General features: G+C 71.8%; 28 protein-coding genes and 1 pseudogene. 14 read left to right on the top strand and 15 right to left on the bottom strand.

All coding sequences use genetic code 11. The features are described 5' to 3' along the window. Positions 1-94 precede the first annotated feature (94 nt). Genes WD341_RS08355 through WD341_RS08370 form a run of 4 tightly spaced genes read left to right on the top strand, consistent with a single transcriptional unit; the run spans position 95 to position 3,458 of the window. Complete coding sequence (locus tag WD341_RS08355; protein ID WP_368425011.1) at positions 95-1,015, top strand: branched-chain amino acid ABC transporter permease; 921 nt, start codon at positions 95-97, stop codon at positions 1,013-1,015. After that, positions 1,008-2,009: a branched-chain amino acid ABC transporter permease gene (locus WD341_RS08360; RefSeq protein WP_368424986.1), complete on the top strand. Its 1,002-nt coding sequence runs from the start codon at positions 1,008-1,010 to the stop codon at positions 2,007-2,009. The genes WD341_RS08355 and WD341_RS08360 overlap by 8 nt, the downstream gene beginning before the upstream one ends. Then, positions 2,002-2,778: an ABC transporter ATP-binding protein gene (locus WD341_RS08365; RefSeq protein WP_368424987.1), complete on the top strand. Its 777-nt coding sequence runs from the start codon at positions 2,002-2,004 to the stop codon at positions 2,776-2,778. Before WD341_RS08360 ends, WD341_RS08365 begins: the two co-directional genes overlap by 8 nt. After that, the gene (locus tag WD341_RS08370) at positions 2,772-3,458 is read left to right on the top strand and encodes an ABC transporter ATP-binding protein (RefSeq protein ID WP_368424988.1); all 687 of its coding nucleotides are present in this window, start codon (positions 2,772-2,774) and stop codon (positions 3,456-3,458) included. The genes WD341_RS08365 and WD341_RS08370 overlap by 7 nt, the downstream gene beginning before the upstream one ends. Before the next feature lie 33 nt (positions 3,459-3,491). Here WD341_RS08370 and WD341_RS08375 read toward each other — a convergent pair whose 3' ends face one another. The 11 genes from WD341_RS08375 to WD341_RS08425 form a co-directional block, all read right to left on the bottom strand. Then, entirely contained in the window at positions 3,492-3,620 is a 129-nt protein-coding gene (locus WD341_RS08375) for a hypothetical protein (protein WP_368424989.1), read from the bottom strand. A 57-nt stretch (positions 3,621-3,677) separates the two neighbouring features. Further along, positions 3,678-5,024 carry a c-type cytochrome gene (locus WD341_RS08380; RefSeq protein ID WP_368424990.1) on the bottom strand — a complete coding sequence of 449 codons (1,347 nt, stop codon included), beginning with the start codon at positions 5,022-5,024 and terminating at the stop codon, positions 3,678-3,680. A 7-nt stretch (positions 5,025-5,031) separates the two neighbouring features. After that, the gene (locus WD341_RS08385; protein ID WP_368424991.1) at positions 5,032-5,418 is read right to left on the bottom strand and encodes a hypothetical protein; all 387 of its coding nucleotides are present in this window, start codon (positions 5,416-5,418) and stop codon (positions 5,032-5,034) included. 10 nt (positions 5,419-5,428) lie between these two features. After that, the gene (locus WD341_RS08390; RefSeq protein ID WP_368424992.1) at positions 5,429-6,562 is read right to left on the bottom strand and encodes a formate dehydrogenase subunit gamma; all 1,134 of its coding nucleotides are present in this window, start codon (positions 6,560-6,562) and stop codon (positions 5,429-5,431) included. Positions 6,563-6,648: 86 nt separating this feature from the next. Further along, entirely contained in the window at positions 6,649-6,849 is a 201-nt protein-coding gene (locus WD341_RS08395; protein WP_368424993.1) for a hypothetical protein, read from the bottom strand. A 165-nt stretch (positions 6,850-7,014) separates the two neighbouring features. After that, complete coding sequence (gene fdh3B, locus WD341_RS08400; RefSeq protein ID WP_368424994.1) at positions 7,015-7,611, bottom strand: formate dehydrogenase FDH3 subunit beta; 597 nt, start codon at positions 7,609-7,611, stop codon at positions 7,015-7,017. 15 nt (positions 7,612-7,626) lie between these two features. Beyond that, entirely contained in the window at positions 7,627-10,509 is a 2,883-nt protein-coding gene (locus WD341_RS08405) for a formate dehydrogenase subunit alpha (RefSeq protein WP_368424995.1), read from the bottom strand. 48 nt (positions 10,510-10,557) lie between these two features. Continuing rightward, entirely contained in the window at positions 10,558-10,761 is a 204-nt protein-coding gene (locus WD341_RS08410) for a formate dehydrogenase (RefSeq protein ID WP_368424996.1), read from the bottom strand. 109 nt (positions 10,762-10,870) lie between these two features. Further along, on the bottom strand, positions 10,871-11,425 hold the full coding sequence (locus tag WD341_RS08415; protein WP_368424997.1) for a molecular chaperone: 555 nt from the start codon (positions 11,423-11,425) through the stop codon (positions 10,871-10,873). A 269-nt stretch (positions 11,426-11,694) separates the two neighbouring features. Further along, positions 11,695-12,570, bottom strand: a complete 876-nt coding sequence (locus WD341_RS08420; protein ID WP_368424998.1) for a DUF3306 domain-containing protein — start codon at positions 12,568-12,570, stop codon at positions 11,695-11,697. Continuing rightward, positions 12,563-13,177, bottom strand: a complete 615-nt coding sequence (locus WD341_RS08425; RefSeq protein WP_368424999.1) for a DUF3305 domain-containing protein — start codon at positions 13,175-13,177, stop codon at positions 12,563-12,565. Before WD341_RS08425 ends, WD341_RS08420 begins: the two co-directional genes overlap by 8 nt. Before the next feature lie 270 nt (positions 13,178-13,447). On the opposite strand from WD341_RS08425, the gene WD341_RS08430 reads away from it, so the two are divergent. The 4 genes from WD341_RS08430 (at position 13,448) to WD341_RS08445 (ending at position 15,283) form a co-directional block, all read left to right on the top strand. After that, the gene (locus tag WD341_RS08430; protein ID WP_368425000.1) at positions 13,448-13,696 is read left to right on the top strand and encodes a YdcH family protein; all 249 of its coding nucleotides are present in this window, start codon (positions 13,448-13,450) and stop codon (positions 13,694-13,696) included. A gap of 118 nt (positions 13,697-13,814) precedes the next feature. Beyond that, positions 13,815-14,576, top strand: a complete 762-nt coding sequence (locus WD341_RS08435) for a DUF1194 domain-containing protein (RefSeq protein WP_368425001.1) — start codon at positions 13,815-13,817, stop codon at positions 14,574-14,576. Positions 14,577-14,713: 137 nt separating this feature from the next. Continuing rightward, positions 14,714-14,872, top strand: coding sequence for a YqaE/Pmp3 family membrane protein (locus WD341_RS08440; protein ID WP_368425002.1), 159 nt, complete (start codon positions 14,714-14,716; stop codon positions 14,870-14,872). 15 nt (positions 14,873-14,887) lie between these two features. Next, positions 14,888-15,283 carry a DUF4112 domain-containing protein gene (locus WD341_RS08445; protein ID WP_368425003.1) on the top strand — a complete coding sequence of 132 codons (396 nt, stop codon included), beginning with the start codon at positions 14,888-14,890 and terminating at the stop codon, positions 15,281-15,283. On the opposite strand, the gene mobA is transcribed toward WD341_RS08445, so the two are convergent. After that, positions 15,273-15,908: a molybdenum cofactor guanylyltransferase MobA gene (gene mobA, locus WD341_RS08450; RefSeq protein ID WP_368425004.1), complete on the bottom strand. Its 636-nt coding sequence runs from the start codon at positions 15,906-15,908 to the stop codon at positions 15,273-15,275. The two genes, WD341_RS08445 and mobA, sit on opposite strands and share 11 nt — an antisense overlap. Then, positions 15,901-16,836, bottom strand: a complete 936-nt coding sequence (fdhD, locus tag WD341_RS08455; RefSeq protein ID WP_368425005.1) for a formate dehydrogenase accessory sulfurtransferase FdhD — start codon at positions 16,834-16,836, stop codon at positions 15,901-15,903. Before fdhD ends, mobA begins: the two co-directional genes overlap by 8 nt. 193 nt (positions 16,837-17,029) lie before the next feature. Here fdhD and WD341_RS08460 point away from each other — a divergent pair, with 193 nt between their 5' ends. The 5 genes and pseudogenes from WD341_RS08460 (at position 17,030) to WD341_RS08480 (ending at position 21,421) form a co-directional block, all read left to right on the top strand. Then, entirely contained in the window at positions 17,030-17,734 is a 705-nt protein-coding gene (locus tag WD341_RS08460) for an ABC transporter permease (protein WP_368425006.1), read from the top strand. Next, complete coding sequence (locus tag WD341_RS08465; RefSeq protein ID WP_368425007.1) at positions 17,731-18,516, top strand: ATP-binding cassette domain-containing protein; 786 nt, start codon at positions 17,731-17,733, stop codon at positions 18,514-18,516. The genes WD341_RS08460 and WD341_RS08465 overlap by 4 nt, the downstream gene beginning before the upstream one ends. Before the next feature lie 28 nt (positions 18,517-18,544). After that, a pseudogene (locus WD341_RS08470) lies at positions 18,545-18,994 on the top strand (substrate-binding domain-containing protein); the annotation flags it as partial. 106 nt (positions 18,995-19,100) lie between these two features. Continuing rightward, entirely contained in the window at positions 19,101-19,400 is a 300-nt protein-coding gene (locus WD341_RS08475; protein ID WP_368425012.1) for a substrate-binding domain-containing protein, read from the top strand. Between the two features lie 146 nt (positions 19,401-19,546). Continuing rightward, on the top strand, positions 19,547-21,421 hold the full coding sequence (locus WD341_RS08480) for an ABC transporter ATP-binding protein (protein ID WP_368425013.1): 1,875 nt from the start codon (positions 19,547-19,549) through the stop codon (positions 21,419-21,421). 10 nt (positions 21,422-21,431) lie between these two features. Here WD341_RS08480 and WD341_RS08485 read toward each other — a convergent pair whose 3' ends face one another. Next, entirely contained in the window at positions 21,432-21,782 is a 351-nt protein-coding gene (locus tag WD341_RS08485; protein ID WP_368425008.1) for a hypothetical protein, read from the bottom strand. Between the two features lie 164 nt (positions 21,783-21,946). Here WD341_RS08485 and WD341_RS08490 point away from each other — a divergent pair, with 164 nt between their 5' ends. Then, entirely contained in the window at positions 21,947-23,887 is a 1,941-nt protein-coding gene (locus tag WD341_RS08490; protein ID WP_368425009.1) for an ABC transporter substrate-binding protein, read from the top strand. 39 nt (positions 23,888-23,926) lie between these two features. On the opposite strand, the gene WD341_RS08495 is transcribed toward WD341_RS08490, so the two are convergent. Continuing rightward, a complete protein-coding gene (locus WD341_RS08495) occupies positions 23,927-24,499 on the bottom strand; it encodes a histidine phosphatase family protein (protein WP_368425010.1) in 573 nt (190 codons plus the stop codon). Between the last annotated feature and the right edge of the window lie 140 nt (positions 24,500-24,639).

Genomic DNA, 24,639 nt, shown 5'->3' on the forward strand with positions numbered 1-24,639 from the left:
CCCCCCCCCCCCCCCCCCCCCCCCCCCCCCACGGCGGGGGCGGCCCGGGAGCGATCTCCCGAGGACCGCCCTTCGTCCCTGAACAGGCTTTCCTATCGCCATGCTGCTGATCCTCGAGCAGACCCTGAACGGCCTGCAGTACGGCGTCATGCTGTTCCTGATCGCCGCCGGGCTGACGCTCGTGCTCGGCATCATGAACCTGGTCAACCTGGCGCACGGCTCGCTCTACATGCTGGGCGCCTTCTTCTGCGCCTGGGTGTCGCTGGAGACCGGCTCCTTCCTGCTCGGGCTTGCCGCCGCCCTGCCCGCCACGGCGGCCGTCGCCACGGCGGTCGAGCTGCTGGTCGTGCGCCGGCTCTACGCCCGCGACCACCTGGACCAGGTGCTGGCGACCTTCGGGCTGATCCTCTTCTTCAACGAGGCGACCAAGATCCTCTGGGGCGCGCGGCCGCTGCGCCTCGACCCCCCGGCCCTGCTCGGCGGCACGATCGAGATCCTGCCCGGCGCGCCCTACCCGGCCTACCGCCTGATGGTGATCCTGGTCGGCCTCGCGGTCGCGCTCGGGCTCTACCTGCTGGTCACGCGCACGCGCCTCGGCATGCTGATCCGCGCCGGCGCCTCGAACCGCGAGATGGTCGGCGCGCTCGGCGTCGACATCGACCGGCTCTACACCGTCGTCTTCGCCCTCGGCGCGGCGCTGACGGCCCTGGCCGGTGCGCTCGCCGGCCCGATCTACGCGGTCGAGATCGGCATGGGCGAGAGCATCCTGATCCCGGTCTTCGTGGTCATCGTGATCGGCGGCATCGGCTCGATCCGCGGCGCCTTCGTGGCGGCGCTGCTGGTCGGCCTGACCTTCGTGTGGGGCCGCGCCTTCCTGCCCGGCCTGTTCGGCCGGCTGCTCGACGCCTCGGCGGCCAGCACCCTGGGCAGCGCGGTCGCGGCCATGGCCATCTACATCCTGATGGCCGCCGTCCTGGTCTGGCGCCCGCGCGGCCTGTTCCCGCCCCATGGCTAGCCGGCTCCTGCGCGACCACGCCGACGGCCTGCTGCTCGGCCTCGCCTTCCTGGCCTGGCCCGCGGTCGCCTTTGGCTTCGGGCTGGAGTGGAGCCTCGACCTCGCCGCGCGGATCCTGATCTACGCCCTGGCGGCGAGCGCGCTCAACCTGCTGCTCGGCTACGGCGGCCTGGTCTCCTTCGGCCACGCCGCCTTCTTCGGGGCCGGCGCCTACACCGTGGCGATCCTGGCCTACCACGACTTCCTGCTCGGCCCCTTCCTGCTGTTCGGGCTGGAGATTCCCGGCACCTCGAACGCCTGGATCGCCTTCCCGCTCGCGGTGCTGGTGGCAGCCCTGCTGGCGCTCGCCATCGGCGCGCTCTGCGTGCGCACCAGCGGGCTCTACTTCATCATGATCACCCTCGCCTTCGCGCAGATGATCTACTACCTCTTCGTCTCGCTGCCGGACTACGGCGGCGAGGACGGGCTCAGCCTCTTCGCCCGCTCGGAGCTGGCGCCGCTCGACCTCGACGTCGACCTCGCCTTCTACTACCTCTGCCTCGCCCTGGTCTTCCTGGTGCTGCTCGGCAAGGCGGCGGTCGTGCGCTCGCGCTTTGGCTGGGCGCTGATGGGCATCCGCGACAACGAGCGGCGGATCACCGCGCTCGGGCTCTCGCCCTACCGCTACAAGCTCGCCGCCTTCGTCGTCTCCGGTGCGCTGACCGGCCTCGCCGGCGCCCTGATCGCCAACCTGACCGAGTTCGTCAGCCCGGCCTTCCTGTCCTGGCCGCTGTCGGGCGAGCTGCTGATCATCGTCATCCTCGGCGGCATGGGCCGGCTCTACGGCCCGCTGCTCGGCGCCACGGCCTTCCTGCTGCTGGAGTTCGCGCTGAAGGAGACGACCGAGCACTGGCAGCTGGCGCTCGGGCCGATCCTGATCCTGGTCGTGCTGTTCGCGCGCGGCGGCCTCGCCGGCCTGCTGCGCCGGCCCGGGGAGCGCTCCGGCCATGGCTGAGCCGCTGCTGAGCTGCGAGGCGCTGACCAAGGCCTACGGCGGCGTCCAGGCCTGCGCCGGGGTGGCGCTCGCGCTGGAGGCCGGGGAGCTGCGCGCGGTGATCGGTCCCAACGGCGCCGGCAAGACGACGCTGACCGGGCTGCTCGCCGGGGAGCTGGCGCCCGACGCCGGACGCATCCGCTTCGCCGGCCGCGAGATCCAGGGCCTGGACGCCGCGGCACGGGCGCGCGCCGGCATCGGCCGCTCCTACCAGATCACCAGCCTGTTCCCGCGCTTCACCGTCCTGGAGAACGCCCGCCTCGCGGTCCAGGTCGCCGGCGGCCACAGCTTCGGCTTCCTGCGGCCCGCCGGGCGCGACCCGGCCCTGGCGCGGCGCGCCGCCGCGCTGCTCGAGGAGGTCGGCCTGGCGCCGCGTGCGCAGGTGCCGGTCGGCGACCTGGCGCACGGCGAGCAGCGCCAGCTCGAGATCGCCCTGGCGCTGGCCGGGCGGCCGCGCCTGCTGCTGCTCGACGAGCCGACCGCCGGCATGGCGCCGGAGGAGAGCCGCGCCATGGTCGCGCTGCTGCAGAGCCTCAAGGGCCGCGTCACCATGCTGCTGGTCGAGCACGACATGGACGCCGTCTTCGCGCTCGCCGACCGCATCACCGTGATGGTCGGCGGCCGCATCCTGGCGACCGGGGACCCCGAGCAGATCCGCGGGAACGCCGAGGTCCAGGCCGCCTACCTGGGCAGCGAGGCGCCCGATGCGCCGGAGACGGGCCGGTGCTGACGGTCAGCGGCCTGGAGGCCGCCTACGGCAGCAGCCGCGTGCTGTTCGGCGTCGAGCTCTCGGTCGGCGCCGGCGAGGCGCTGGCCCTGCTCGGGCGCAACGGCATGGGCAAGACGACGACGGTGCGCTCGATCATGGGCCTGCTCAGGCCGACCGCCGGCTCGATCCGCTTCGAGTCCGCCGAGATCGCCGGCCGCCCCTCCTTCGTCGTGGCACGTGCCGGCCTCGGCCTGGTGCCGGAGGGTCGGCAGGTCTTCCCGAACCTGACGGTGCGCGAGAACCTGGTCGCCACGGCGCGGCGCGGACGCTGGCGTCTTACCGACGTCGAGGCGCTGTTCCCGGTGCTGGCCGAGCGGCGCGGCGCCTACGGCAACGAGCTGTCGGGCGGCGAGCAGCAGATGCTGGCGATCGGCCGCGCCCTGCTGACCAACCCGAAGCTGCTGATCCTCGACGAGGCGACCGAGGGCCTGGCGCCGAGGATCCGCGCCGAGATCTGGCGCGTGCTCGCGCGGCTCAAGGCCGAAGGCCTGGCGATCCTGGTGATCGACAAGAACGTCGCCGACCTGATCGGCCTCTGCGACCGCCACGCCATCCTGGAGAAGGGCCGCGTCGCCTGGACCGGCAGCTCGACGGCGCTTGCCGCCGAGCCGGCGCTGCAGGCGCGCTACCTGGGGGTCTGAGGGGACGGCCTGAATCCCGGCCCCTGCCGGGGCTCAGTCGCCCAGGCGCACGTTCGAGGTCGAGTAGACCTGGCTGGAGCTCATGCCCAGCGACTCCAGCACGAAATAGGAGCCGACTGCGATCAGCACGGCGGCGCAGACCCCTGCAACGAATGCCCTCATTCTCGTCTCCCCTCCTGGCGTTTTTCTGTCGTCTGGTTCTAGGACGGTTTTTGGCGTCTAGTTCTTGGACGCTTCGGTGACCCGCTTCAAGTAGGTCATCAGCGCCCGCCGGTCCCCGGGATCGGGAATCAGCTGCATCGGCATCTTGGTGCCCGGCACGTAAACGTCCGGACCGAGCTCGAACAGCCTGGAGACGGTCTCGTCGGTCCAGACGATGTCCTTGTGCTTCAGGGCGTCGGAGTAGCGGTAGTCCTCGACCGCGCCGGCCTCGCGGCCGAACAGGCCGTGGAGCGTCGGCCCGGCGCGGTTCTGGCTGCCCGGCTCGACGGTATGGCAGATGGCGCACTTTCTGAACAGCGCGGCGCCGCGGCTCTCGTCGTCGTCCAGCGGGTCGACGAGGGGGCTCGGACCGGCGGCCACGGTGACGCCCAGCTCCTCGCCGCTCGCCAGGTCCCAGAGGCGCGCTACCTCGTCGGCGCCGCCCGACAGCAGGCGGGTGCCGTCGGGCGAGAAGGCGAGCGACCAGACCGGCGCCAGATGGCCCGGCAGGACCCGCGGCGCGCCCTCCTCGCCCGTGCCTTCCTGGCCGAGCGGCCAGAGCCGGATCACGCGGTCGGCGCCGGCGCTGGCGGCCCAGCGGCCGTCGGGCGAGACCGCGAGCGCGAAGATCGGCGCCTCGTGCTGGCCGAGCTCGGCCAGCTGCGCGCCGGTCTCGGCGTCCCACAGCAGCACGGTCATGTCGGCGGCGGTCGAGACGAGCCGCCGGCCGTCGGGCAGGAAGGCGATGCCGGTGACGCCGCCCTCGTGGCCCTCGAGCCGGGCGAGCTGGGTGCCGTCCCCGGTCCGCCAGAGCCGGATCGTCAGGTCGTAGGAGGCGCTGGCAAGGCGCGTCCCGTCGGGCGAGAAGGCGACCGCGTTGACGTTGTTCTCGTGCCCCTCGAGGCTGCGCAGCAGGCGGCCGGCCTCGAGGTCCCAGAGCCTGACCGTGCGATCCCACCCGGCGCTGGCCGCGAGGCGTCCGTCGGGCGAGAGCGCGAGGCCCTGGATCTTGCCCTGGTGCCCGGAGAGCACCGCGGTGGCGCGCTGTTCGGCCAGGTCCCAGAGCCGCAGCGTGCCGTCGTCGCTCGCCGAGAGCGCGCGCTCCCCGCCGGGCAGCATGGCGACGGCGTTGACGGCGGCCTCGTGCTCGTTGAGCACGGCCAGGGCGCGACCACTCGCGAGGTCCCAGAGCATCACTGTGTAGTCGAAGGAGCCGGTCAGCGCCTGCTCGCCGGAGGGCGAGAAGGCGACCGCCTTGACGAAGCCGCCGTGGCCGGAGAGCTCGGCGCGGACCGCCCCTGCCGGCGCTAGGGCGACCAGCAGCGCCGCGACCGGCACGGCCAGGGCGCGCAGTCCCGGCCTCACGGCAGGGTCACCCGCCCGAGGCGCCGTCGGCGCCGGCCGGCGGTGCGAGCCCGGTCGCCGGGGCTTCCTGGCGGGTGACCGGCGGCCCGGCCGCAGCCGGGCGGCCCGTCTCGATGCGCTCGAAGTCCAGCACCGGCTCCCCGGTCTCCTCGTCGACGGCGACGGTCGAGACGACGAAGGCGCTGTTCGAGTCGGCGCCCGGATTCATCACCGTGACCAGCCAGACCAGGCGCCCCGCGAGGTAGCCGGGCCGGGCCTTGAGGACCTCGACGCCGAAGCGCTCGGCGACCAGGGTCTCGGCTTCCTGCTGGGTTAGCGCCGCGGCCGGGGTCGCGGCGGTCGCCAGCATCAGCAGGGCGAAAGCGGCAAGGGTTGGCGCAGGGCGCCGGGTCATCGCGTTCCTTTCACTCGGCGGCCGGCAGCGGCCGGCGTGCCTGTTCGACGGGTTCGTCCCTCAGGTCGGCGACCCAGAGGTCGTGATGCTCGCGCGCCCAGTTCTCGTCGACGCGCCCGGAGCCCATGGCGTCGAAGGCGCCCTCCATGCCGACCGTCCCGAGATAGATGTGCGCCATGATGATGGCGATCATCACAAGGCCGACGGCGCCGTGCCAGATGCTGTTGAACTGCATCTCCATCCTGGGCGTAACGTCGCTGGGCAGCCCTTGGATCCCGATGTCGCCGAGCAGGGCGAAGGTCTTGCCCCACATGGCCGTCTCGAAGGGGAACATCAGCCCGATGCCCGAGAGGGTCAGCGACAGCCCGCCCAGGATCACCGCCCAGAAGATCAGCTTCTGGCCGGCGTTGAACTTCCGCGAATGCGGGTGGCTGTGCTTGCTGAACAGGCCGCCGCCCTTGGCGAGCCAGACCAGGTCGTGGCGGTTCGGGATGTTGTCGCCGACCCAGAGCGCGAACATCAGCACGAAGCCGACGACGAAGGAGAAGGCCAGGAAGTTGTGGACGTACTTGCCCCAGTAGGCGACCAGGGCATAGGCCTCGCCGCCGACCAGCGGAATCAGGATGTCGCGGCCCCACAGCAGCCACATGCCGGTCAGGGCGAGCAGGATGAAGGAGACGGCGGTCAGCCAGTGCGCGAAGCGGTCGACGTCGTCGAAGCGCTCGACCGTGCGGCCGGCCTTGCCGGATTCGATCATGATCCGGCCGCGCAGCACGAAGAAGAGCGCGAGCAGCGCGAGCATGCCGAGCACGACCCAGGCCCCGTAGACCTTGAGCGGCCCGTCGCGAAGCTGCTGCCAGGTGTCGCCGCCGGATTCGACCAGCACCCCGGCCTGCTTGTCGGGAATCGAGACCGTGCCCTGGACGCCGCGCCTGACCGCGCGCCAGAAATCGCTGTCGCTGTCGACGCCCAGCGAGCCGCCCGGCACGGCGCCGCCGGTCACGGAGTCGGGCGCCACCGCCCGCCCCTGGTCCTGCTGCGCCTCGGCGCCAGGCGCCAGCACCAGGCTGGCGCCGCACAGCAGCAGGGCGACGAAAAGGGTTGCTACCAGGCCGCGCCAGGCCGTCATCGTGCGTCGGATCATCTCTAGTCCTCCCAGCCGAGGGGCATCTGTCGTCGAGAGGCGCGCGCGCCTCGAGGAGCCGCCGTGCGTCCCGCCCGGGCGCCGGCTCAAATCGAACTCTGGTTGCGCACGCGCGAACGCAGCTCTTGCGCCTGCGCCTCGTCGAGCGGCGTCACCGGCGTGCCCTGATAGGTCCCCGGCTCGTAGAACACGACCTCGTCGCGCCCCTGCATCCAGTCCTGGGCCACGAGGTAGAGGCCGATCACCGCTACCACGCAGACCACCAAGGCAATTGCTCGGCCGATCATTCCCTGTCTCCCCAAGCGCCCGGACATCCCGGGCTCGTTCCGTCCAGGTGCCGACCCGGTTTCCAGCCACCGAGTCCCCAGTGACGCGGAGGGCGGCGGAATGACCGCCGCCCTCCTCGACTAGCGGCCGGAAACGACGCCCCGGCCCGAAAGACGGTCAAGCTGCTACGAGCCGCTCTTCTGCTCGTAGGCCGTGCCCCAGCCCCAGGCGCCGGAGCCGAAGCCGCGGGCGACCACACGCTCGCGGTAGATGTCCGAGACCATGTCGCCGTCGCCGGCCAGCAGGGCCTTGGTCGAGCACATCTCGGCGCAGAGCGGGAGCTTGCCCTCGGCCAGGCGGTTGCGGCCGTACTTGACGAACTCGGCGGAGGAGTGGTCCTCCTCCGGGCCGCCGGCGCAGAAGGTGCACTTGTCCATCTTGCCCCGGCTGCCGAAGTTGCCCGCCTGCGGATACTGCGGTGCCCCGAAGGGACAGGCGTAGAAGCAGTAACCACAGCCGATGCAGAGGTCCTTGGAGTGCAGGACCACGCCTTCGTCGGTCTGGTAGAAGCAGTCGACCGGGCAGACCGCCATGCAGGGCGCGTCCGAACAGTGCATGCAGGCCACCGAGATCGAGCGCTCCCCCGGCTTGCCGTCGTTGATGGTCACCACGCGGCGTCGGTTCACGCCCCAGGGGACCTCGTGCTCGTTCTTGCACGCCGTGACGCAGGCGTTGCACTCGATGCAACGCTCGGCATCACAGAGGAACTTCATGCGAGCCATCGATCGGGTCCTCCCTTATGCGGCCTCGATGCGGCAGAGCGTGGTCTTGCTCTCCTGCATCTGAGTGACCGAGTCGTAACCATAGGTGGTCACATTGTTGACGGACTCGCCGAGAACGTAGGGATCGGCGCCGGACGGATACCTGCTCCGGAGGTCTTCGCCCTGGAAATGGCCGCCGAAGTGGAAGGGCATGAAGACGGTGCCCTGTCCGACGCGCTCGGTGACCATGGCCATGACCTTGGCCTTGGACTCGTTCTCCGGGCTGTGCACCCAGACCATCTGGCCGTCCTTGATCCCCAGGTCGTTGGCGTCGCGCGGGTTGATCTCGACGAACATGTCCTGCTGGAGCTCGGCCAACCAGGGGTTCGAACGAGTCTCGTCGCCGCCGCCCTCGTACTCGACCAGGCGTCCCGAGGTCATGATCATCGGGAAGCTCGTCGAGAAGTCCTGCTCCTGGATCGAGCGGTAGAGGGTCGGCATGCGCCAGGACCGGGAGTCCTCGTAGGTCGGATAGTCCGCCACCAGATCGCGCCGCGGCGTGTAGAGCGGCTCGCGGTGGATCGGCACCGGGTCCGGGAAGTTCCAGACCACGGCCCGGGCCTTGGCATTGCCGTAGGGGGCGCAGCCGTGCTCGATGGCGACGCGCTGGATGCCGCCCGACAGGTCGGTCTTCCAGTTGACCGCGGAGATGTCCTCGCCGCCGACCTTCTCGATGGCCGCCCGCTCCTCCGAGGTCAGGTCGCTGTCCCAGCCGAGCTTCTGCAGCATGGCCATGGTGAACTCGGGATAGCCGTCCTCGATCTCGGAGCCGACCGGGTAGCTGCCCTCGGCCAGCAGGTTGTCGCCGTCCCGCTCGACCCCGAAGCGGGCCCGGAAGCAGAGGCCGCCCTCGGCCACCGGCTTGCTGGGATCGTAGAGGACCGGCGTGCCCGGGTGGCCCATCTCGGCCGTGCCCCAGCAGGGCCACGGCAGGCCGTAGTAGTCGCCGTCGCACGGGCCGCCGACCGCCTGAAGCGTGGTCCGGTCGAAGGTGTGCTGGTTCTCCATGTGGAGCTTGAGGCGCTCCGGCGACTGGCCGGTGTAGCCGATCGTCCAGGCGCCGCGGTTGAACTCCCGGGTGATGTCCTCGATCAGCGGCTCGCTGCCCTCGACGGCGATGTGCTTGAACATCTCGTCGGCGAACCCGAGCTTCTGCGCGAGCAGGTAGAGGATCTCGTGGTCCGGCTTCGAGTCGAACAGCGGGTCGAAGACCTTCTCGCGCCACTGCAGCGAGCGGTTGGAGGCGGTCACCGAGCCGTAGGTCTCGAACTGGGTCGAGGCAGGCAGCAGGTAGACCCCGTCCTGGCGCTCGTGAAGGACAGCCGAAACAGTGGGATAGGGGTCGATGACCAGAAGAAGGTCGAGCTTCTCCATGGCCTTCTTGAGGTCCGACTGGCGGGTCTGGGAGTTCGGCGCGTGGCCCATGAAGACCATCGCCCGGATGTTCTCCGGCTGGTCGATGTTCTCCTTGGCCTCGAGCACGCCGTCGAACCAGCGCGACACCGGGATGCCCTTGGCCTCCATCAGCTCCTGGGAGCCGAAGCGGCCCTTCATGTACTCGTAGTCGACGTCCCAGACGCGGCTCCAGTGCTTCCAGGCGCCGGCCGTGAGGCCGAAGTAGCCGGGCAGCGAGTCGGGCAGCGGACCGAGGTCCGTCGCGCCCTGCACGTTGTCGTGGCCGCGGAAGATGTTGGCGCCGCCGCCCTGGACGCCGATGTTGCCGAGCGCCAGCTGCAGGACGCAGTAGGCGCGCGTGTTGTTGTTGGCGCTGTGGTGCTGGGTGCCGCCCATGCACCAGGCCAGCGTCCCGGGCCGGTTGTTGGCCAGGGTGCGGGCGACCCGCTGGAGCTGCGAGCCGGGCACGCCGGTGACGCGCTCCGTCTCCTCGGGAGTCCACATCCGGACTTCCTCGCGGATCTGGTCCATGCCCCAGACCCGCTGCCGGATGTAGTTGCGATCCTCCCAGCCGTTCTCGAAGATGTGCCAGAGGATGCCCCAGATCAGCGCCACGTCGGTGCCCGAGCGGAAGCGGACGTACTCGTCGGCGTGCGCCGCGGTCCGGGTGAAGCGGGGATCGCAGACGATGAAGGCGGCGTTGTTCTGCTCCTTCGCCTTCAGGATGTGCTGCATGCCCACCGGGTGCGCCTCGGCGGCGTTCGAGCCGATGAAGAAGATCGCACGCGAGTTGTGCATGTCGTTGAAGCTGTTCGTCATCGCGCCGTAGCCCCAGGTATTGGCCACGCCGGCGACGGTCGTCGAATGACAGATGCGCGCCTGGTTGTCGCAGTTGTTGCTGCCCCAGAAGGCCTGGAACTTGCGGTAGAGGTAGGCGCCCTCGTTGCTGTGCTTGGAGCCGCCGAGCCAGTAGGTGGCGTCGGGACCGGCCGATTCGCGGATCTCGAGCAGCTTGTCGCCGATCTCCTCGATCGCCTGCTCCCAGGAGACCTTCTCCCACTTGCCGCCGACGAGCTTGACCGGCGTCTTCAGGCGGCGCTCGCCGTGCGCGTGCTCGCGCACCGAGGCGCCCTTGGCGCAGTGGGCGCCCAGGTTGAAGGGGCTGTCCCAGCCCGGCTCCTGGCCGGTCCAGACGCCGTCCTGGACCTCGGCGATCACCGTGCAGCCGACCGAGCAGTGGGTGCAGACCGACTTCTTGATCTCGACCTTGCCGCCGCTCGGCGAGGCGGCCTCCGCCTTCCTGACCCGCCCGAACGACAGGGTCGAGGCCGCCGCGAGGCCGCCCGCCGTCAATCCGGAACGCTTCAGGAAGGTACGACGGTCAATGGCGCCGCCGACCACGCCGGCATACGCCCTCGACAAACGCGGGCTGCTGGCAACCCCATTCGTCTTTCTCGTCAGCATTGACCTCTCCTATACTTGGGTCGTTCAGGGGCGGGCTTCAGGCGCCGCCTAGAACTTCGCCAGTTCGTAGTACTTCTTCACGTGGTCGGTCTCGCGGTAACCCGCAGAGGTCGGTGAGCGGACTGGTTCCGCCGCCTCGCCCTGCCCCGCGACCAGCGTCACCGCCGTCGCGCCCAGGGCGCCAGCGCCGAGCCCGGCCTTTCGGAAGAAGTCTCGCCGCGCGCGCGACTTCACTTCTGTCTTGTGGTCCATGGTGCTCCCTTCCCTCGCATGAGTGCGAGCGCGTTGGGGGTTCGATAGCCTCGCTTCCGACCGGACCCATCCCCCTTCGGGTCCTTGCGTTTCCGTCAGGCCCGGCCGCCTAGGCGGCCATGTCGAAGGCCTGCAGCTCGACCGCCAGGAACAGGCTGCCGAGCCTGCCGACCGGCTTGTAGAAGCCGGCCGCCTGGGCCGCCTGCAGGTCCTCGAAGAACCGCGGCGCCCAGCAGCCGACGTGGGTGTCGTAGAAGCGGCGCTGCTCGGCCAGGTCGACCGGCGCGCCGAAGCTGCCCGCAATCAGCCCCGCCATCATCTCGAAGAGCGCGGCGACGTGGTCCTCGGGCTCCTTGACCTCGAGGTTGCGCGCGATGCCGAGCCGGCGCATGTCGCCGCGCAGCTTCGCCAGCGGCTTCTCGTGGAGGAATCCGGTCAGGTAGTAGGAGCTGAAGGGCACGAGCTCGCCCTGCCCGACCCCGATGAAGAGATCGAAGAACTCGCGCTTCACATTTTCGGGATCGGCGTCGCGCGCACTCGCGGCAAGCGCCGTCAGTGCCTCGCCGAGCGCGCCTTCGCCGCCCTCGAGGCCAGCGAGCGCATCCAGCGTCGCGCGATCCGGCGGCGCGCTCAGCAATTTTGCGAGCAAGACGTACCACTGCAAGCGCAGGGCATCTTCCTCAACCGGTTCGAACGCGATTGCGTCGTCCGTCAAGCGTCACTCCCTTCCCGAGCCGAGCCGCGGCCGATCCGTTGGTGTCGGATGCTTCTGTGCCTGCGATCGGAGAACAGCGCCCCCCTTTGCAGAGGGCTCTTTCTGTTCTGTGTACGAATTAAAGAACCATGGCGGGAGGATGTCAACGGAAAGCCCCGCCGGCCAGGCGGCGGGGCTTCTTCGCCACCGTCAACTTCCGCGCGACTCGGGTGCGCGCCCTACGCAGGAGGATCGAAGGCGCCCCATCGCCGCCGGACCGCGTCGCTCGCCCCCGGGGCCCTGCTCTCCTGGGCCCTGGTCTCCTGGGCCCTGGTCTCCTGGGCCCTGGTCTCCTGGGCCCTGGCGTCCGGGACCTTGGTCTCCGGACTGCGCGCGACGCCCGCCGGCTCCGGCGCGGGATCGACCGCCGCCTCGGCGAGCGGGTCGGCGCTGGCGCGTTCCGACTCCACCGCCCGATCGTCGCCTGGCGGCTCGGCCACCGGGTCGGCTCCCGCAGTCGTCTCCCCTGCAGTCGTCTCCCCTGCACTCGTCTCCGGCTCCGCGCCGGGAGCGGCGAGCCGCGTGCCGCCTTGCTCCGGCGGCGGCCTCCCCTCGGCGGCGGCCTGGGCCGCAGCCTCGTCGGCGGCCGCCTGCTCGCCGGTGATCATGCCGCGGCCGACGCGATAGAGGCTGCGCAGGCCTGCGATCGGATGCTTGCCGATCTGCGTGTAGTCCTCGTCGTAGTCGTTGAGCTTGTCGAGGTTGGCGAACACCGGGTCGAGGCGCCAGAGCTTCTGCAGCGCCTTGTTGCGCACGGCGTTCGGCACGCCGGGCCGCATGAAGCCCCGGTAGTCGCTCTCGAGGGTAAGGTCCTCGAAGGCGGGCAGCGCCTCGGTCTCGCGCTCGTCCGGCTCCTGCTCCCGTGCCTCGCGCTCCGCCCCCTCCGGCTCGGCCCCCTCCAGCTCGGCGCCCTCCAGTTCCGTCTCGTCCGGCTGCGGCGCCGCGGGCGGCGCTTCCCGGCGCCGCGCCGGCCGGCGCTCCTCGGCCGGCGGGTCGTTCGAGCGCTGCTTGAGCCGCGCCCAGCGGGACAGGAAGCCGTCGCCCTGCTCAGCCATCGCGCGAGCCCTCCGGCGCACCGGTCGAGGCAGCCGCGCCACCCGCCTTTCCACCCTCGCGCCCACCTTCGCGCCAAGACTTGCGCCTGCGCTTCTGGAAGGCCGGCGGCAGCGGACAGCGCGCCACGAATGCCTCGAGGAAGCCGATCAGGTTGGGCGGCATCGTAACCGGCTCCACGGTATCGTCGCCGTCCAGGTACTCCTGCGCCTCGAAGGGACAGGCGGTGACGTGGAAGGGCGCCAGCTCGTAGAGCGCGCCCGGCCGGTCGGGCCGCCCCACGACGACGAAGAGACGCGGCGGCATCTGGCAGAGATTGAGGCGGTAGCCGACCGCCACCCCCGGGAAGACCGACAGCATCAGCGTGCCGGCGTGGAAGCGGACCCACTCGTCGCCCTGGTCGGTGATCGTCCAGTCGCCGAGCGGGTCGCGCGGCGGTGCGCCGGCGACCGCATCGACCGCCTTCCAGGCATAATCGAGCCAGGGATGATGGCTCTTCCGCCGCTCCAGGATGATGCCCACGGGTACGCGCTCGGCAACCGGCTCCCCGGCGCCGGGCGCGGCTTCTGCAGGAGCGCTTTCGGTGCGCTGTCGCGGGTCGTCTGGCATGCCAGGCCTCCTTGGCCTCAGCCTCGGGCGTCGTCGTGCCCCCCGGGAGTCTAGGGCGCACCCCCGAGTCTAGGGCCTGCCCGCGCCCGCGTCATCCCTGCTCGCATTGGGGTCAAGCGCCCGGCCCCGAGGCTTGTGGATTCTGCGCCCTTGAGCCAGCCGGCCTGATATGAGTCATTGCGCGCGGGCCGGCATCCGAGGCCCCCTGGCCGCCGCCGCCGCCGCCGCACCCGCGCCGGCGCCCGCCCCCTACCCGAAGGAGACCCACCCTTGGAGCATCACGACCTGCTGCACGAGCTGCCCGAGCACCGCGAGACGATCCACAGCCTCAAGACCGGCAACGCCCACTTCGCCAAGCTCTTCGCGACCTACCACGAGCTGGACCGGTCGGTGCGCAACGCCGAGGACCGGGTCGAGGCGACGAGCGAGGAGCACGAGGAGCAGATGAAGCGCCAGCGCCTGGCGCTCAAGGACGAGCTCTACGCGATGATCCTGGCGGCCGAAGGCAAGACTGCCTGACCTAGCCCGCCTGACCTAGCTGTCCAAGGCCCGGCGCTGGCCCTTCCGCAACCGCGGCCCTATCTGATCTGCCAGCACTCATGCCGGCACCTCGGCTAGGCAGCGAGAGGAACGGGCCATGGGCCGGACCGGAGCCACAGCGATCCTCGCCCTTGCCGCGGCGCTCTGGGCGGCAGCGTCGGTCCCCGCCGGCGCCCAGAGGGCCGGCGTCCAGACCGCCGTCGACCTCGAGCTGGTGCTGGCGGCCGACGGCTCCGGCTCGATCGACGACGCCGAACTCGCCCTGCAGCGCGAGGGCTATGCCGCGGCGCTCACCCATCCCGACGTGCTGGCCAGCATCGCCGCCGGCGCCCTCGGCCGCATCGCCGTCGCCTTCGTCGAGTGGGGCGGCGCGACTTCCCAGCACACCATCGTCGACTGGCGGGTGATCGACGGCCCGGCCGCGGCGGAGAGCTTCGCGGCGGCGCTGCGCGAGCGGCCGCGCGCGGCGCAGGGCTGGAACTCGATCTCCGGTGCCATCGACCACGCCGCCCGGCTGATCGCCGAACCGGGGATCGAGGGCACGCGCAAGGTCATCGACGTCTCCGGAGACGGTCCCCACTACGGCGGCCGCCCGGTCGAGCAGGCCCGCGACGAGGCGGTCGCCGCCGGCATCACGATCAACGCCCTGGTGGTCGCCGCGCCCGAGGGGGGCGGCTACCCCGGGCCCGGCGGCATGGCGCTGTCGGACCACTACGCCCTCTCGGTGATCGGCGGCTTCGGCGCCTTCGTCCTGGTCGCCGACCGCGGCGAGTCCTTCCGCCGCGCGATCCTGGCCAAGCTGATCCGCGAGATCGCCGACGCCCGCCCGACCGGCGCGCCGCAGGCGGCGGGTCGCTAGCGGCCGAGGGCGCGACGCGGCCCCGGCGCGGCGGCAATCCACGGTCGTCGAAGCAACCGCTGCGCCGGTGACGGCGTTACAGGCCCGTCGCGCCGTTCGGCCGGCACGCCTGAACGCTACGAAAGGTCGAGTACCCCATGGACGTCGTCCGCATCATCATCGCGATCCTGTTGCCGCCCCTGGGTGTCTTCCTGCAGGTCGGCATCGGCCTGCACTTCTGGCTCAACATCCTGCTGACCCTGCTCGGCTACATCCCGGGCATCATCCACGCCATCTGGGTCATCGTGAAGAAGTAGCCGGAGCGCCGCGCGATGAGGCAGGCCCTCGACCACGAGGCGGAGATGCGCCGGCTCGAAGAGCTGGCCGACTGGATGGACAGCCGCTTCCGACTGCCCGGCACCTCGATCCGCTTCGGGCTGGATTCGCTGGTCGGCCTGGTGCCCGCCCTCGGCGACGGGGTCGCCGCCCTGCCCGCGGTCTACCTGATCCATCGCGCAGGGCGCCTGGGCGCGAGCCGTGGCCTGCGTGCGCGCATGGCGATGAACCTCGGCATCGACCTGGTGGTCGGTGCGGTGCCGCTGGTCGGCGACCTCTTCGACGTCGGCTTCAAGAGCAACCGCCGCAACATCGCGCTGCTCAGGCGCCACCTCGACCGGCAGAGTGCGGCGGCGCCGGTCGCGCCGCTCCGGCCGCGCCCTACCCTGTAATTTCGCCGGCGAGCGCCGCGGCGCGCTCCAGATCCTCGGGCGTGTTGACGTTCATGAAGGGGTCGAGCGGCTCGGCCGCCCAGTCGACCCGGGCGACCTTGTAGCGTGCGGTGAAGGCATCGACCTTGCGCACGCCCTCCTGGGTCATGGCCAGGCGCAGGTCCTCGGCCAGGCTGACCGGCCAGAGCGCGATCGGCGGATGCGCCCGCCCGCCCGAGCCGGCGCAGGCGATGTCGGCGCCGCTGTCGATCATGCCCTGCTCCAGGCGGTCGACCAGGTCGCGCGGCAGGAAGGGCGCGTCGGTCGGCGCGCTCAGCACCAGGTCGCAGACCGGCGCGTGGCGCGCCGCCCATTCCATGCCGGCCAGGATGCCCGCCAGCGGCCCGGCGTAATCGGGCACGGTGTCGGGCTGCACCGGCAGGCGCCAGTCGGCGAAGCGGGCGGGATCGCCGTTGGCGTTGAGCACCAGGCAGGCGACCTGGGGCCGGATCCGCGCGATCGCATGGCCCAGGATCGGCTTGCCGGCGAGCGGCTGCAGGGTCTTGTCGCCGCCGCCCATGCGCCGCGACTGGCCGCCGGCCAGCAGCACGCCGCAGACCTTGTGGCGCAGCGCCGTCTCAGTCATCGCCGGCCGCCTTGCGCCCGTGGCGCGGGTCTTCCTCGCCGCCGGCCTGGAGCTCGGCGTCGAAGACGATGCGCTCCTGGCCGGCGAGCGCGACGAAGCGCCGGCCCTTGGCGCGCCCGACCAGGGTCAGCCCGGCCTGGCGCGCCAGGTCGACGCCCCAGGCGGTGAAGCCGGAGCGGCTGACCAGGATCGGAATGCCCATCTGCACGGTCTTGATGACCATCTCCGAGGTCAGGCGCCCGGTCGTGTAGAAGATCTTGTCGTGCGGCTCGATGCCGTGGCGGAACATGTAGCCGGCGATCTTGTCCACGGCATTGTGGCGGCCGACGTCCTCCATGTAGACCAGCGGCCGGTCGCCCTGGCAGAGCACGCAGCCGTGGATCGCGCCGGAGGTCAGGTAGAGGCTCGGCGCGCCGTTGATCTTGCGGCTCAGCGCGTAGATCCAGGAGGTCCTGAGCTCGACGTCGCGGGCCAGCGCGATCTCGTCGAACTTCTCCATCAGGTCGCCGAAGACCGTGCCCTGGGCGCAGCCCGAGGTGCGGATCTTCTTCTTCAGCTTCTCCTCGTAGTTCGTCGCGCGCGCCGTGCGCACGACCACGACCTCGAGGTCCTCGTCGTAGTCGACGCCCTCGATCTCGTCGTCGAGGCGCAGCATGTTCTGGTTCAGCAGGTAGCCGAGCGCCAGGTAGTCGGGATAGTCGCCGATCGTCATCATGGTGACGATCTCCTGGCCGTTCAGGAACAGCGTCAGCGGCCGCTCCATGACGACCGGCGTCTCGACCGGCCGGCCGCTCTCGTCGAGGCCCTGGACGACGCGGGTCAGGCGCGGGTCGTCGGGGTCCGGGCGCAGCAGGAACTCCTCCAGCTCCGGCGCCCCCGCCAGCTTCGCCGTCGCCTTGCGCAGCTGCCTGACCGCCGTCTCGCCCATCCGCTCGCCGCCTCCCGCGCTGGCTGTCGTCCTGCGAGGGTATATGCGCGCGCCGCCGGAGCGCCACAAGGATCGGCGCCCGGAACCCGGCGGGCCACCCTGCACCCCGCACTTGCTACCGACATTGGGCATTCTTGTAATGCCGACAGGAATCTGCAAAGCATTGCAGACCTATCAATCGGACCGATGCCTCGTGGACAACCTGCTCGCCGCCTTCGCCCAGGCCTTCGGCCTGCTGATCTCGCTGGACGCCGACCTGCTGGAGATCGTCGGCCTCAGCCTGCGGGTCAGCCTGACCGCCGTGCTGCTCGCCGCCGCCATCGGCCTGCCGCTCGGCGCGGCGGTGGCGCTCTTCCGCTTTCCCGGGCGCCAGGGCCTGGTGGTCCTGCTCAACGCCCTGATGGGCCTGCCGCCGGTCGTGGTCGGGCTGGTCGTCTACCTGCTGCTCAGCCGCTCGGGCCCGCTCGGCGTGCTCGGCCTGCTGTTCACCCCGGCCGCCATGATCGCCGCCCAGGTCGTTCTGGTGCTGCCGATCGTCGCCGCCCTGGCGCGCCAGGCGGTCGAGGACCTGTGGCAGGAGTACGAGGAGCAGCTGCGCTCGCTCGGCTCCTCGACGGCGCGCGCCATCCCGACCCTGCTGTGGGACGGGCGCTTTACCCTCCTGACCGCGATCCTGGCGGGCTTCGGCCGAGCCAGCGCCGAGGTCGGGGCGGTCATGATCGTCGGCGGCAACATCGACCACGTGACCCGGGTCATGACCACCGCGATCGCGCTGGAGACGGCCAGGGGCGACCTGGCGCTGGCGCTCGGCCTCGGCATCGTGCTGCTGACGCTCACCGTGCTGATCAACGGCGGCGCCGAGCTGGTTCGGCGCTGGGCCAGGGACTGGGCGCCATGACGCCGCGACCCGTGACCCCGGGCGACGAGGCTCCGAGGACCAGCGAAGGACGCTTCGACGTGCCGATCCTGCCACTGGAGTTGCGCGACCTCTGCTTCGAGGCCGGCGGCCGTCGGCTGATCGACGGCCTGTCCCTGCGCATCGAGGCCGGGCCGCGGACCATCGTGCTCGGGCCGAACGGCGCCGGCAAGTCGCTGCTGCTGCGGCTCGCCCACGGCCTGCTGCGCCCCTCCGCTGGCGCCGTGCTCTGGCGCAACCGCAAGGTCGCCGGCGCCGGCAGGGGCCCGCGGCGCCAGGCCATGGTGTTCCAGAAGCCGGTCCTGCTCCGCCGCTCGGTGGCGGCGAACCTGGAGCACGCGCTCTCGCTGCACCGCGTCGCCGGGGCCGAGAGGCGGCGGCGCTGCGGCGAGGCGCTGGAGGCGACCGGTCTCTCGGAGCGCGCCGCGCAGCCGGCGCGCTCGCTGTCGGGAGGCGAGCAGCAGCGCCTGGCGCTCGCCCGCGCCTGGGCGCTCAAGCCCCAGGTGCTGTTTCTCGACGAGCCGACCTCGGCGCTCGACCCCGCCGCGACCCGCACGGTCGAGGAGATCGTCCAGGCCCTGCACCGGGCCGGCACCAAGATCGTCATGACCACGCACGACCTCGGCCAGGCCAAGCGGCTGGCCGACGAGGTGGTCTTCCTGCACCGCGGCCGGCTGGTCGAGCGGGCGCCGGCGAATCGCTTCTTCCGGGAACCGCAGACCCGGGAGGCACAGGCCTTCCTGGCCGGCGATCTCCTCTGGTGACGCATCAGGAACAGGGAGGAACCATCAGATGAACAAGTATCTTTCCTTCGCCGCGAGCCTGACCCTCGCGAGCGGCCTCGCCGCCGGGGCGCAGACCGGCGCCCCGACCGGGGCCCTGGCCCAGGACCGCTACATCACCGTCGCCTCCACGACCTCGACCGAGAGCTCCGGCCTGTTCGACCACCTGCTGCCGGTCTTCGAGGCGGCGAGTGGGATCGAGGTGCGGGTCGTCGCCGTCGGCACCGGCCAGGCGATCAAGCTGGCCGAGAACTGCGACGCCGACGTCCTCTTCGTCCACCACAAGCCTTCGGAGCTGACGTTCGTGGAGGCCGGCTTCGGCGAGGCGCGCCACGACGTCATGTACAACGACTTCATCGTCGTCGGCCCAGCCGGCGACCCGGCCGGCGTCCGCGGCCTGGCGGACGTCTCGGCGGCCTTCGCGAAGATCGCCCAGTCCGAAGCGAGCTTCGCCTCGCGCGCCGACGACTCCGGCACGCACAAGAAGGAGCTGTCGCTCTGGAAGACCGCCGGGATCGACCTGGAGGCGGCCTCCGGCGGATGGTACCGCGGAGACCGGCTCCGGCATGGGTGCGACGCTCAACACCGCCAGCGCCATGGAGGCCTACGCCCTGGCCGACCGGGGCACCTGGCTGTCCTTCGAGAACCGCGGCAACCTGGAGATCCTGGTCGAGGGCGACGAGCGGCTGTTCAACCAGTACGGCATCGTCGCCGTCTCCGAGGCAAAATGCCCGAGCGCCAAGGCCGAGCTCGCCCAGACCTTCGTCGACTGGGTCGTCTCCGAGGACGGGCAGCGGAACATCGCCGGCTACCACCTCACCGGCCAGCAGCTGTTCTTCCCCAACGCGGAAAAGCCGGCCTCCTGAGCCGCCGGGCGAGCGCCAGGGCGGGCGTTCTGCGCGAGGGGCCGGGGCCGAGAGGCGGCCGGGGCCGCACCAATCGGCCGCTGACGCGTTGTCGTGGGGGACGGGACACGCCCGCCTCGCCCCCCGAAACCTTGCCGAGCCCGCCCGTGCGCCTGCTGCGCTACTTCGAAGGCCTGATCGACCCGACGGCGCCCGCCCCCGAGGCTGTGCCGCCGCAGGGGCTGCTCGCCTTCTACTGGCACTTCGCGCGGCAGGCCGGCTGGCTGCTGCCCGGGCTGTTCCTGTCGGGCTTCCTGGTCGCGGTGCTCGACACCGCCGTGCCCTACTTCCTCGGCCGCCTGGTCGAGCTGCTGAGCGAGGTTCCGCCCGGACGCCTGCTCGCCGAGGCCTGGCCGATACTGCTCGCCATGGCCGCCACGATCCTGCTGCTGCGGCCGGCGGCGGTGCTGGTCCAGCACGCCATCACCAACCAGGCCCTGGTGCCCGGCCTGACCAACCTGATCCGCTGGCAGAGCCACTGGCACGTCGTGCGCCAGAGCTGGAGCTTCTTCCAGAACGACTTCGCCGGGCGCATCGCCAGCCGGGTCATGCAGACCGGACCGGCGCTGCGCGAGAGCGTCGTCGCGAGCACCAACGCGGTCTGGTACATCCTGGTCTACGGCAGCGGCGCGCTGCTGCTGCTCGGCGGCAGCGACCTGCGCCTGACCCTGCCCCTGCTGCTCTGGTTCGCCGGCTACGCCCTGCTGCTGCGGGTTCTGGTGCCGCGCCTGAGGGAGCGCTCGCGGAGCATGTCGGAGGCGCGCTCTGCGCTGAACGGGCGCATCGTCGACAGCTACACCAACATCCTGACGGTCAAGCTCTTCGCCCGCACCCGCGACGAGGACGCCTTCGCCCGCGAGGCGGTCGACGAGCACACCCTCGCCTTTCGCCGGCAGCTCCGACTGATCACCACCCTGACCGCCTCGCTCGCCGCCCTCAACGCCGCCCTGGTCGTCGGCACCGGCGCCATGGCGGTCTGGCTGTGGACCGAGGGCCGCATCGCCGTCGGCGTCGTCGCCATGGCGCTGCCGCTGACCTGGCAGATCGCCAACATCGCCGGCTGGGTCGCCCAGAGCATCGCCTCGATCTTCGAGGCGATCGGCACGGTCCAGGAGGGCATGCGCTCGATCGCCGTGCCGCGCCAGCTGCCCGACCGGCCCGGCGCCCGGCCGCTCGAGGTGACGGCGGGTGCGGTCCGCTTCGAGGCCCTGCGCTTCGGCTACGACGGCGGCAGCGTGCTGCGCGGCATCGACCTCGAGATCGGGCCGGGCGAGCGCGTCGGGCTGGTCGGCCAGTCCGGCGCCGGCAAGTCGACCCTGATCAACCTGCTGCTCCGCTTCTTCGAGCCCGACGGCGGGCGCATCCTGGTCGACGGCCAGGACATCGCCGGCGTCACCCAGGAGAGCCTGCGCCGGCGCATCGCGGTGGTGACCCAGGACACCGCGCTGCTGAACCGCTCGATCCGCGACAACATCCGCTACGGCCGGCTCGAGGCCGGCGAGGCCGAGGTCCGCGACGCGGCGGCGCGCGCCCACGCGCTGGAGTTCATCGAGGGGCTGGTCGACTGGCGCGGGCGCCGCGGCTTCGAGGCCCAGGTCGGCGAGCGCGGCGTCAAGCTGTCGGGCGGCCAGCGCCAGCGCGTCGCCATCGCCCGGGCGCTGCTGAAGGACGCGCCCATCGTCGTCCTCGACGAGGCGACCTCCTCGCTCGATTCCGAGGTCGAGGCGGCGATCCAGGAGCAATTCGACGCGCTGATGCGCGGCCGCACGGTGATCGCCATCGCCCACCGCCTGTCGACGATCGCACGCATGGACCGCTTGGTCGTGCTGGACCAGGGCCGCATCGCCGAGCAGGGCAGCCACGCCGAGCTGCTCGCCGCCGGCGGCCTCTACGCTAGCCTGTGGCGCCGGCAGTCCGGCGGCTTCCTGCTCGAGGACGGGCCGCCGGTGCCCGGGCCGCTGCGTCGCGCCGGCGCCGGCTGAGCTCCCGCCGTCAGAGTCCCCGTCGGCCGGCGATGGCGCCGTAGATCAGGCAGGCGGCCAGGGCGTAGATGCCGTTGAACAGCAGCAGGGTCTCCCAGGGCGCGCCGCTGCCGAAGAGGTAGCGGGCGAGCAGCGAGGGCACGACCGCCAGCACGACCAGCGCGAAGAGCCAGCCCCAGAGGCCCTGGACCCGCGGCAGGATGACCGGCAGCGCCGCGGCGACGGCGATGGCCACGCCGTTGCGCCCCGGCGACAGCGCGAGCGCGAGGAAGTCGGCGCCCACGACCTGCCAGACGGCGAGGGAGTTGGCGAGCGTGCCGCCGATGCCGGCGAGCACGACGGCCGCGATGATCTGCAGCATGAGGGTCCTCTCGAGCCTGCCCGGTTGCAGCCAGATAGCCCCCCGCGACTGCGCGCCGCAAGCCTGGAGGGCTTTGCCGGATTCGCGCCACCGCCAGCCCGCAGCCGCCTGTCGGGCGGCCGCCGGCTTTGCTACAAGAAGGGGATCGCACAGGAGACCCCCCGATGCCGCCTCTCCGCCTCTCCCTGCCGTCGCAGCTGCTGCTCCCCGCGCTGCTGGCGCTCGGCATCGCGGCCTGGTGCGGCCCGGGCGCCGCCCAGGACCCGGGCGAGCCGCCGGCCCTGGCCGCGCGCGTCGCCGCCGGCGAGCTGCCGCCGCTCGCCGAGCGGCTGCCGGACCTTCCGCGCAGCGACCTGCCGGAGCGCGACGGCTGGGAGCCCGGGCGCTACGGCGGCGGCCTGAGGCTGCTGACCCGCGGCGGCCGCGACGCGCGCACGCTCTCGGTGCTTGGCTACAGCCGCCTGCTCGCCTGGAACGAGAAGCTGAAGCTGGTCCCGGACCTGCTGCTCGACGTCAAGGTCGCCGAGGGGCGCCGCTTCACCCTGACCCTGCGCCGCGGCCACCGCTGGTCGGACGGCGAGCCCTTCACCAGCGCCGACTTCCTGTTCTGGTGGCAGGAGGTCGCCGGCAACCCCGCGCTCTCGCCCGCCAGCCTGCCGGCCGAGCTGCTGGTCGACGGCAAGCCGCCGAGCGTCAGCGTCCCCGACGAGATCACCGTGGTCTACGAGTGGGCCAAGCCGAACGGGCGCTTCCTGCCGGCCCTGGCCCGCGCGGCGCCGCTGACGATCTTCCGGCCGGCCCACTACCTGAAGCGCTTCCACGCCAGCTTCGTCGCCCAGAACGAGCTCGACGCCGCGGCGGCCGAGGCCGGCCTGCCCGGGTGGGCGGCGCTGTTCGAGGCGCGCGACGCCGAGCACCTGCTGACCAACCCCGAGCGCCCGACCCTCGATCCCTGGATCGTCACCAACAGCCCGCCGACGGAGCGCTGGGAGGCCGTGCGCAACCCCTACTTCCATCGGGTCGACGAGGCCGGCCGGCAGCTGCCCTACCTCGACCGCGTCGAGGTCGCGGTCACCAGCCAGGAGCTGATCCCGGCCAAGACGGCGACCGGCGAAAGCGACCTGCAGGCGATCGGCCTCGCCCTCGCCGACTACCCGCTGCTCCAGGGCTCGGCGCCGAAGGCCGGCATCGAGCTCAGGCTCTGGCCGATCGGCCGCGGCGCCCAGCTGGCGCTCTACCCCAACCTCAACGTCGCCGACCCGGTCTGGCGCGAGCTGCTGCGCAAGGTCGACTTCCGCCGCGCGCTCTCGCTCGGCATCGACCGCGAGGCGATCTCGCGCGTCGTCTACCAGGGCATGGCGATCGGCGGGAACAACTCGGTGCTGCCGGAGAGCCCGCTCTACCGGCCGCAGCTGCGCGACACCTACGCCAGCCTCGACCGCGAGCGCGCCAACACGCTGCTCGACGGCCTCGGCCTGACCGCGCGCGACGGCGCGGGCCGGCGCCTGCTGTCCGACGGCCGGCCGGCGACGCTGGTCGTCGAGACCGGCCGGGCCGACCCCTCGGAGTCCGACGTGCTGCAGCTGGTCCAGGGCGACCTCGCGCAGCTCGGCATCGAGGTCCTGATCGCCGACCGCGGACGCGCCAACCTGCGCTCGCGCGTGACCAGCGGCCAGACCGTGATGAGCGTCTTCTACGGCTTGGCCAACGGCCTCGCGACGGCGGATTCCGATCCGGCCGAGCTGGTGCCGAGCGGCGAGCGCCAGAACCACTGGCCGCTCTGGGGCCTGTGGGCGGCGAGCGGCGGCACCGCGGGCGAGCAGCCGAGCGGCCCCAAGGTGACGGCGCTGCTCCAGCTCTATCGCGAATGGTCGGAGGCGCCGAACAGCGACGCCCGGCGCCTGGCCTGGCAGGCCATGCTCTCGATCCACGCCGAGCAGGTCTTCACCATCGGCCTGGTCGCGGGCGTGCCGCAGCCGGTGGCGCTGCGCGCCGGCCTGCGCAACCTGCCGGCCGAGGCGCCCTACCTCTACGAGCCCGGCGCCTACTTCGGCCGCTACCGGCCCGACACCTTCTGGTTCGAGGAAGAGGCCGAGAAAGACTAGTCGAATCCATAGGTTATTCGACTTTCTTCGGACCATTCCTCAGTCTGGCGGCGCCAAGCGCCCGACCACGGCGAGGTCGCCGTCCGGCTCCAGGCGCGCCACCACCGCCTCGCCGGAGCGCGGAAAGACGCCGGTCAGGGCGGTGATGTTGACCTGATGCGTGACCAGCACGACCGGCGCACCCGCAGGCAGGCCGGCGAGGAAGGCCAGCGTCGCCTCGCTGCGGGCGGCTTCGCTGGCGCGCTCGCCGAAGAAGGAATCGAGCGGGGCCAGCTCCTCGACCGGCCCGAGGCCGAGTAGCTCGGCGGTCTCGCGGCTGCGGCACCAGCGGCTGGTGAAGACACGGGCGCGCTCGATGCCCTGGTCCCGGAAGCGGGCGCCGATGCGCCGCGCCTGGGCACGCCCGGCCTCGTCGAGGTTGCGCTGGGTCGCGCAGTCGTCGATCTGGAAGCCGGCCGGATCGCCGGTGCCCGGCGCCTCGGCATGGCGCAGCAGGACGAGGTGCACGCCCCCGGCGAGCGCGCGCCACAGCGCTTCCTGCCCGGCCTCGGGTGTCGCCGACGCGAGGCTCGCGACCAGCAGGGCCGCGATCAGGACGCAGAGTCGACGCATGGTCCCTCCTCGGCTTTCTTGAACGAACTAGCCCGGCACCGGACGGTGGCGAGCCTTGCGATCCGGGCGGCCCCTGAGCCGGGCTGCGGCGCAGACGTGCCCGCGGTGCCCCTGGATCCCGGATCGCGAGGCACGCACCC

This window comes from Tistlia sp. (assembly GCF_040905785.1).
GTDB lineage: Bacteria > Pseudomonadota > Alphaproteobacteria > Kiloniellales > DSM-21159 > Tistlia.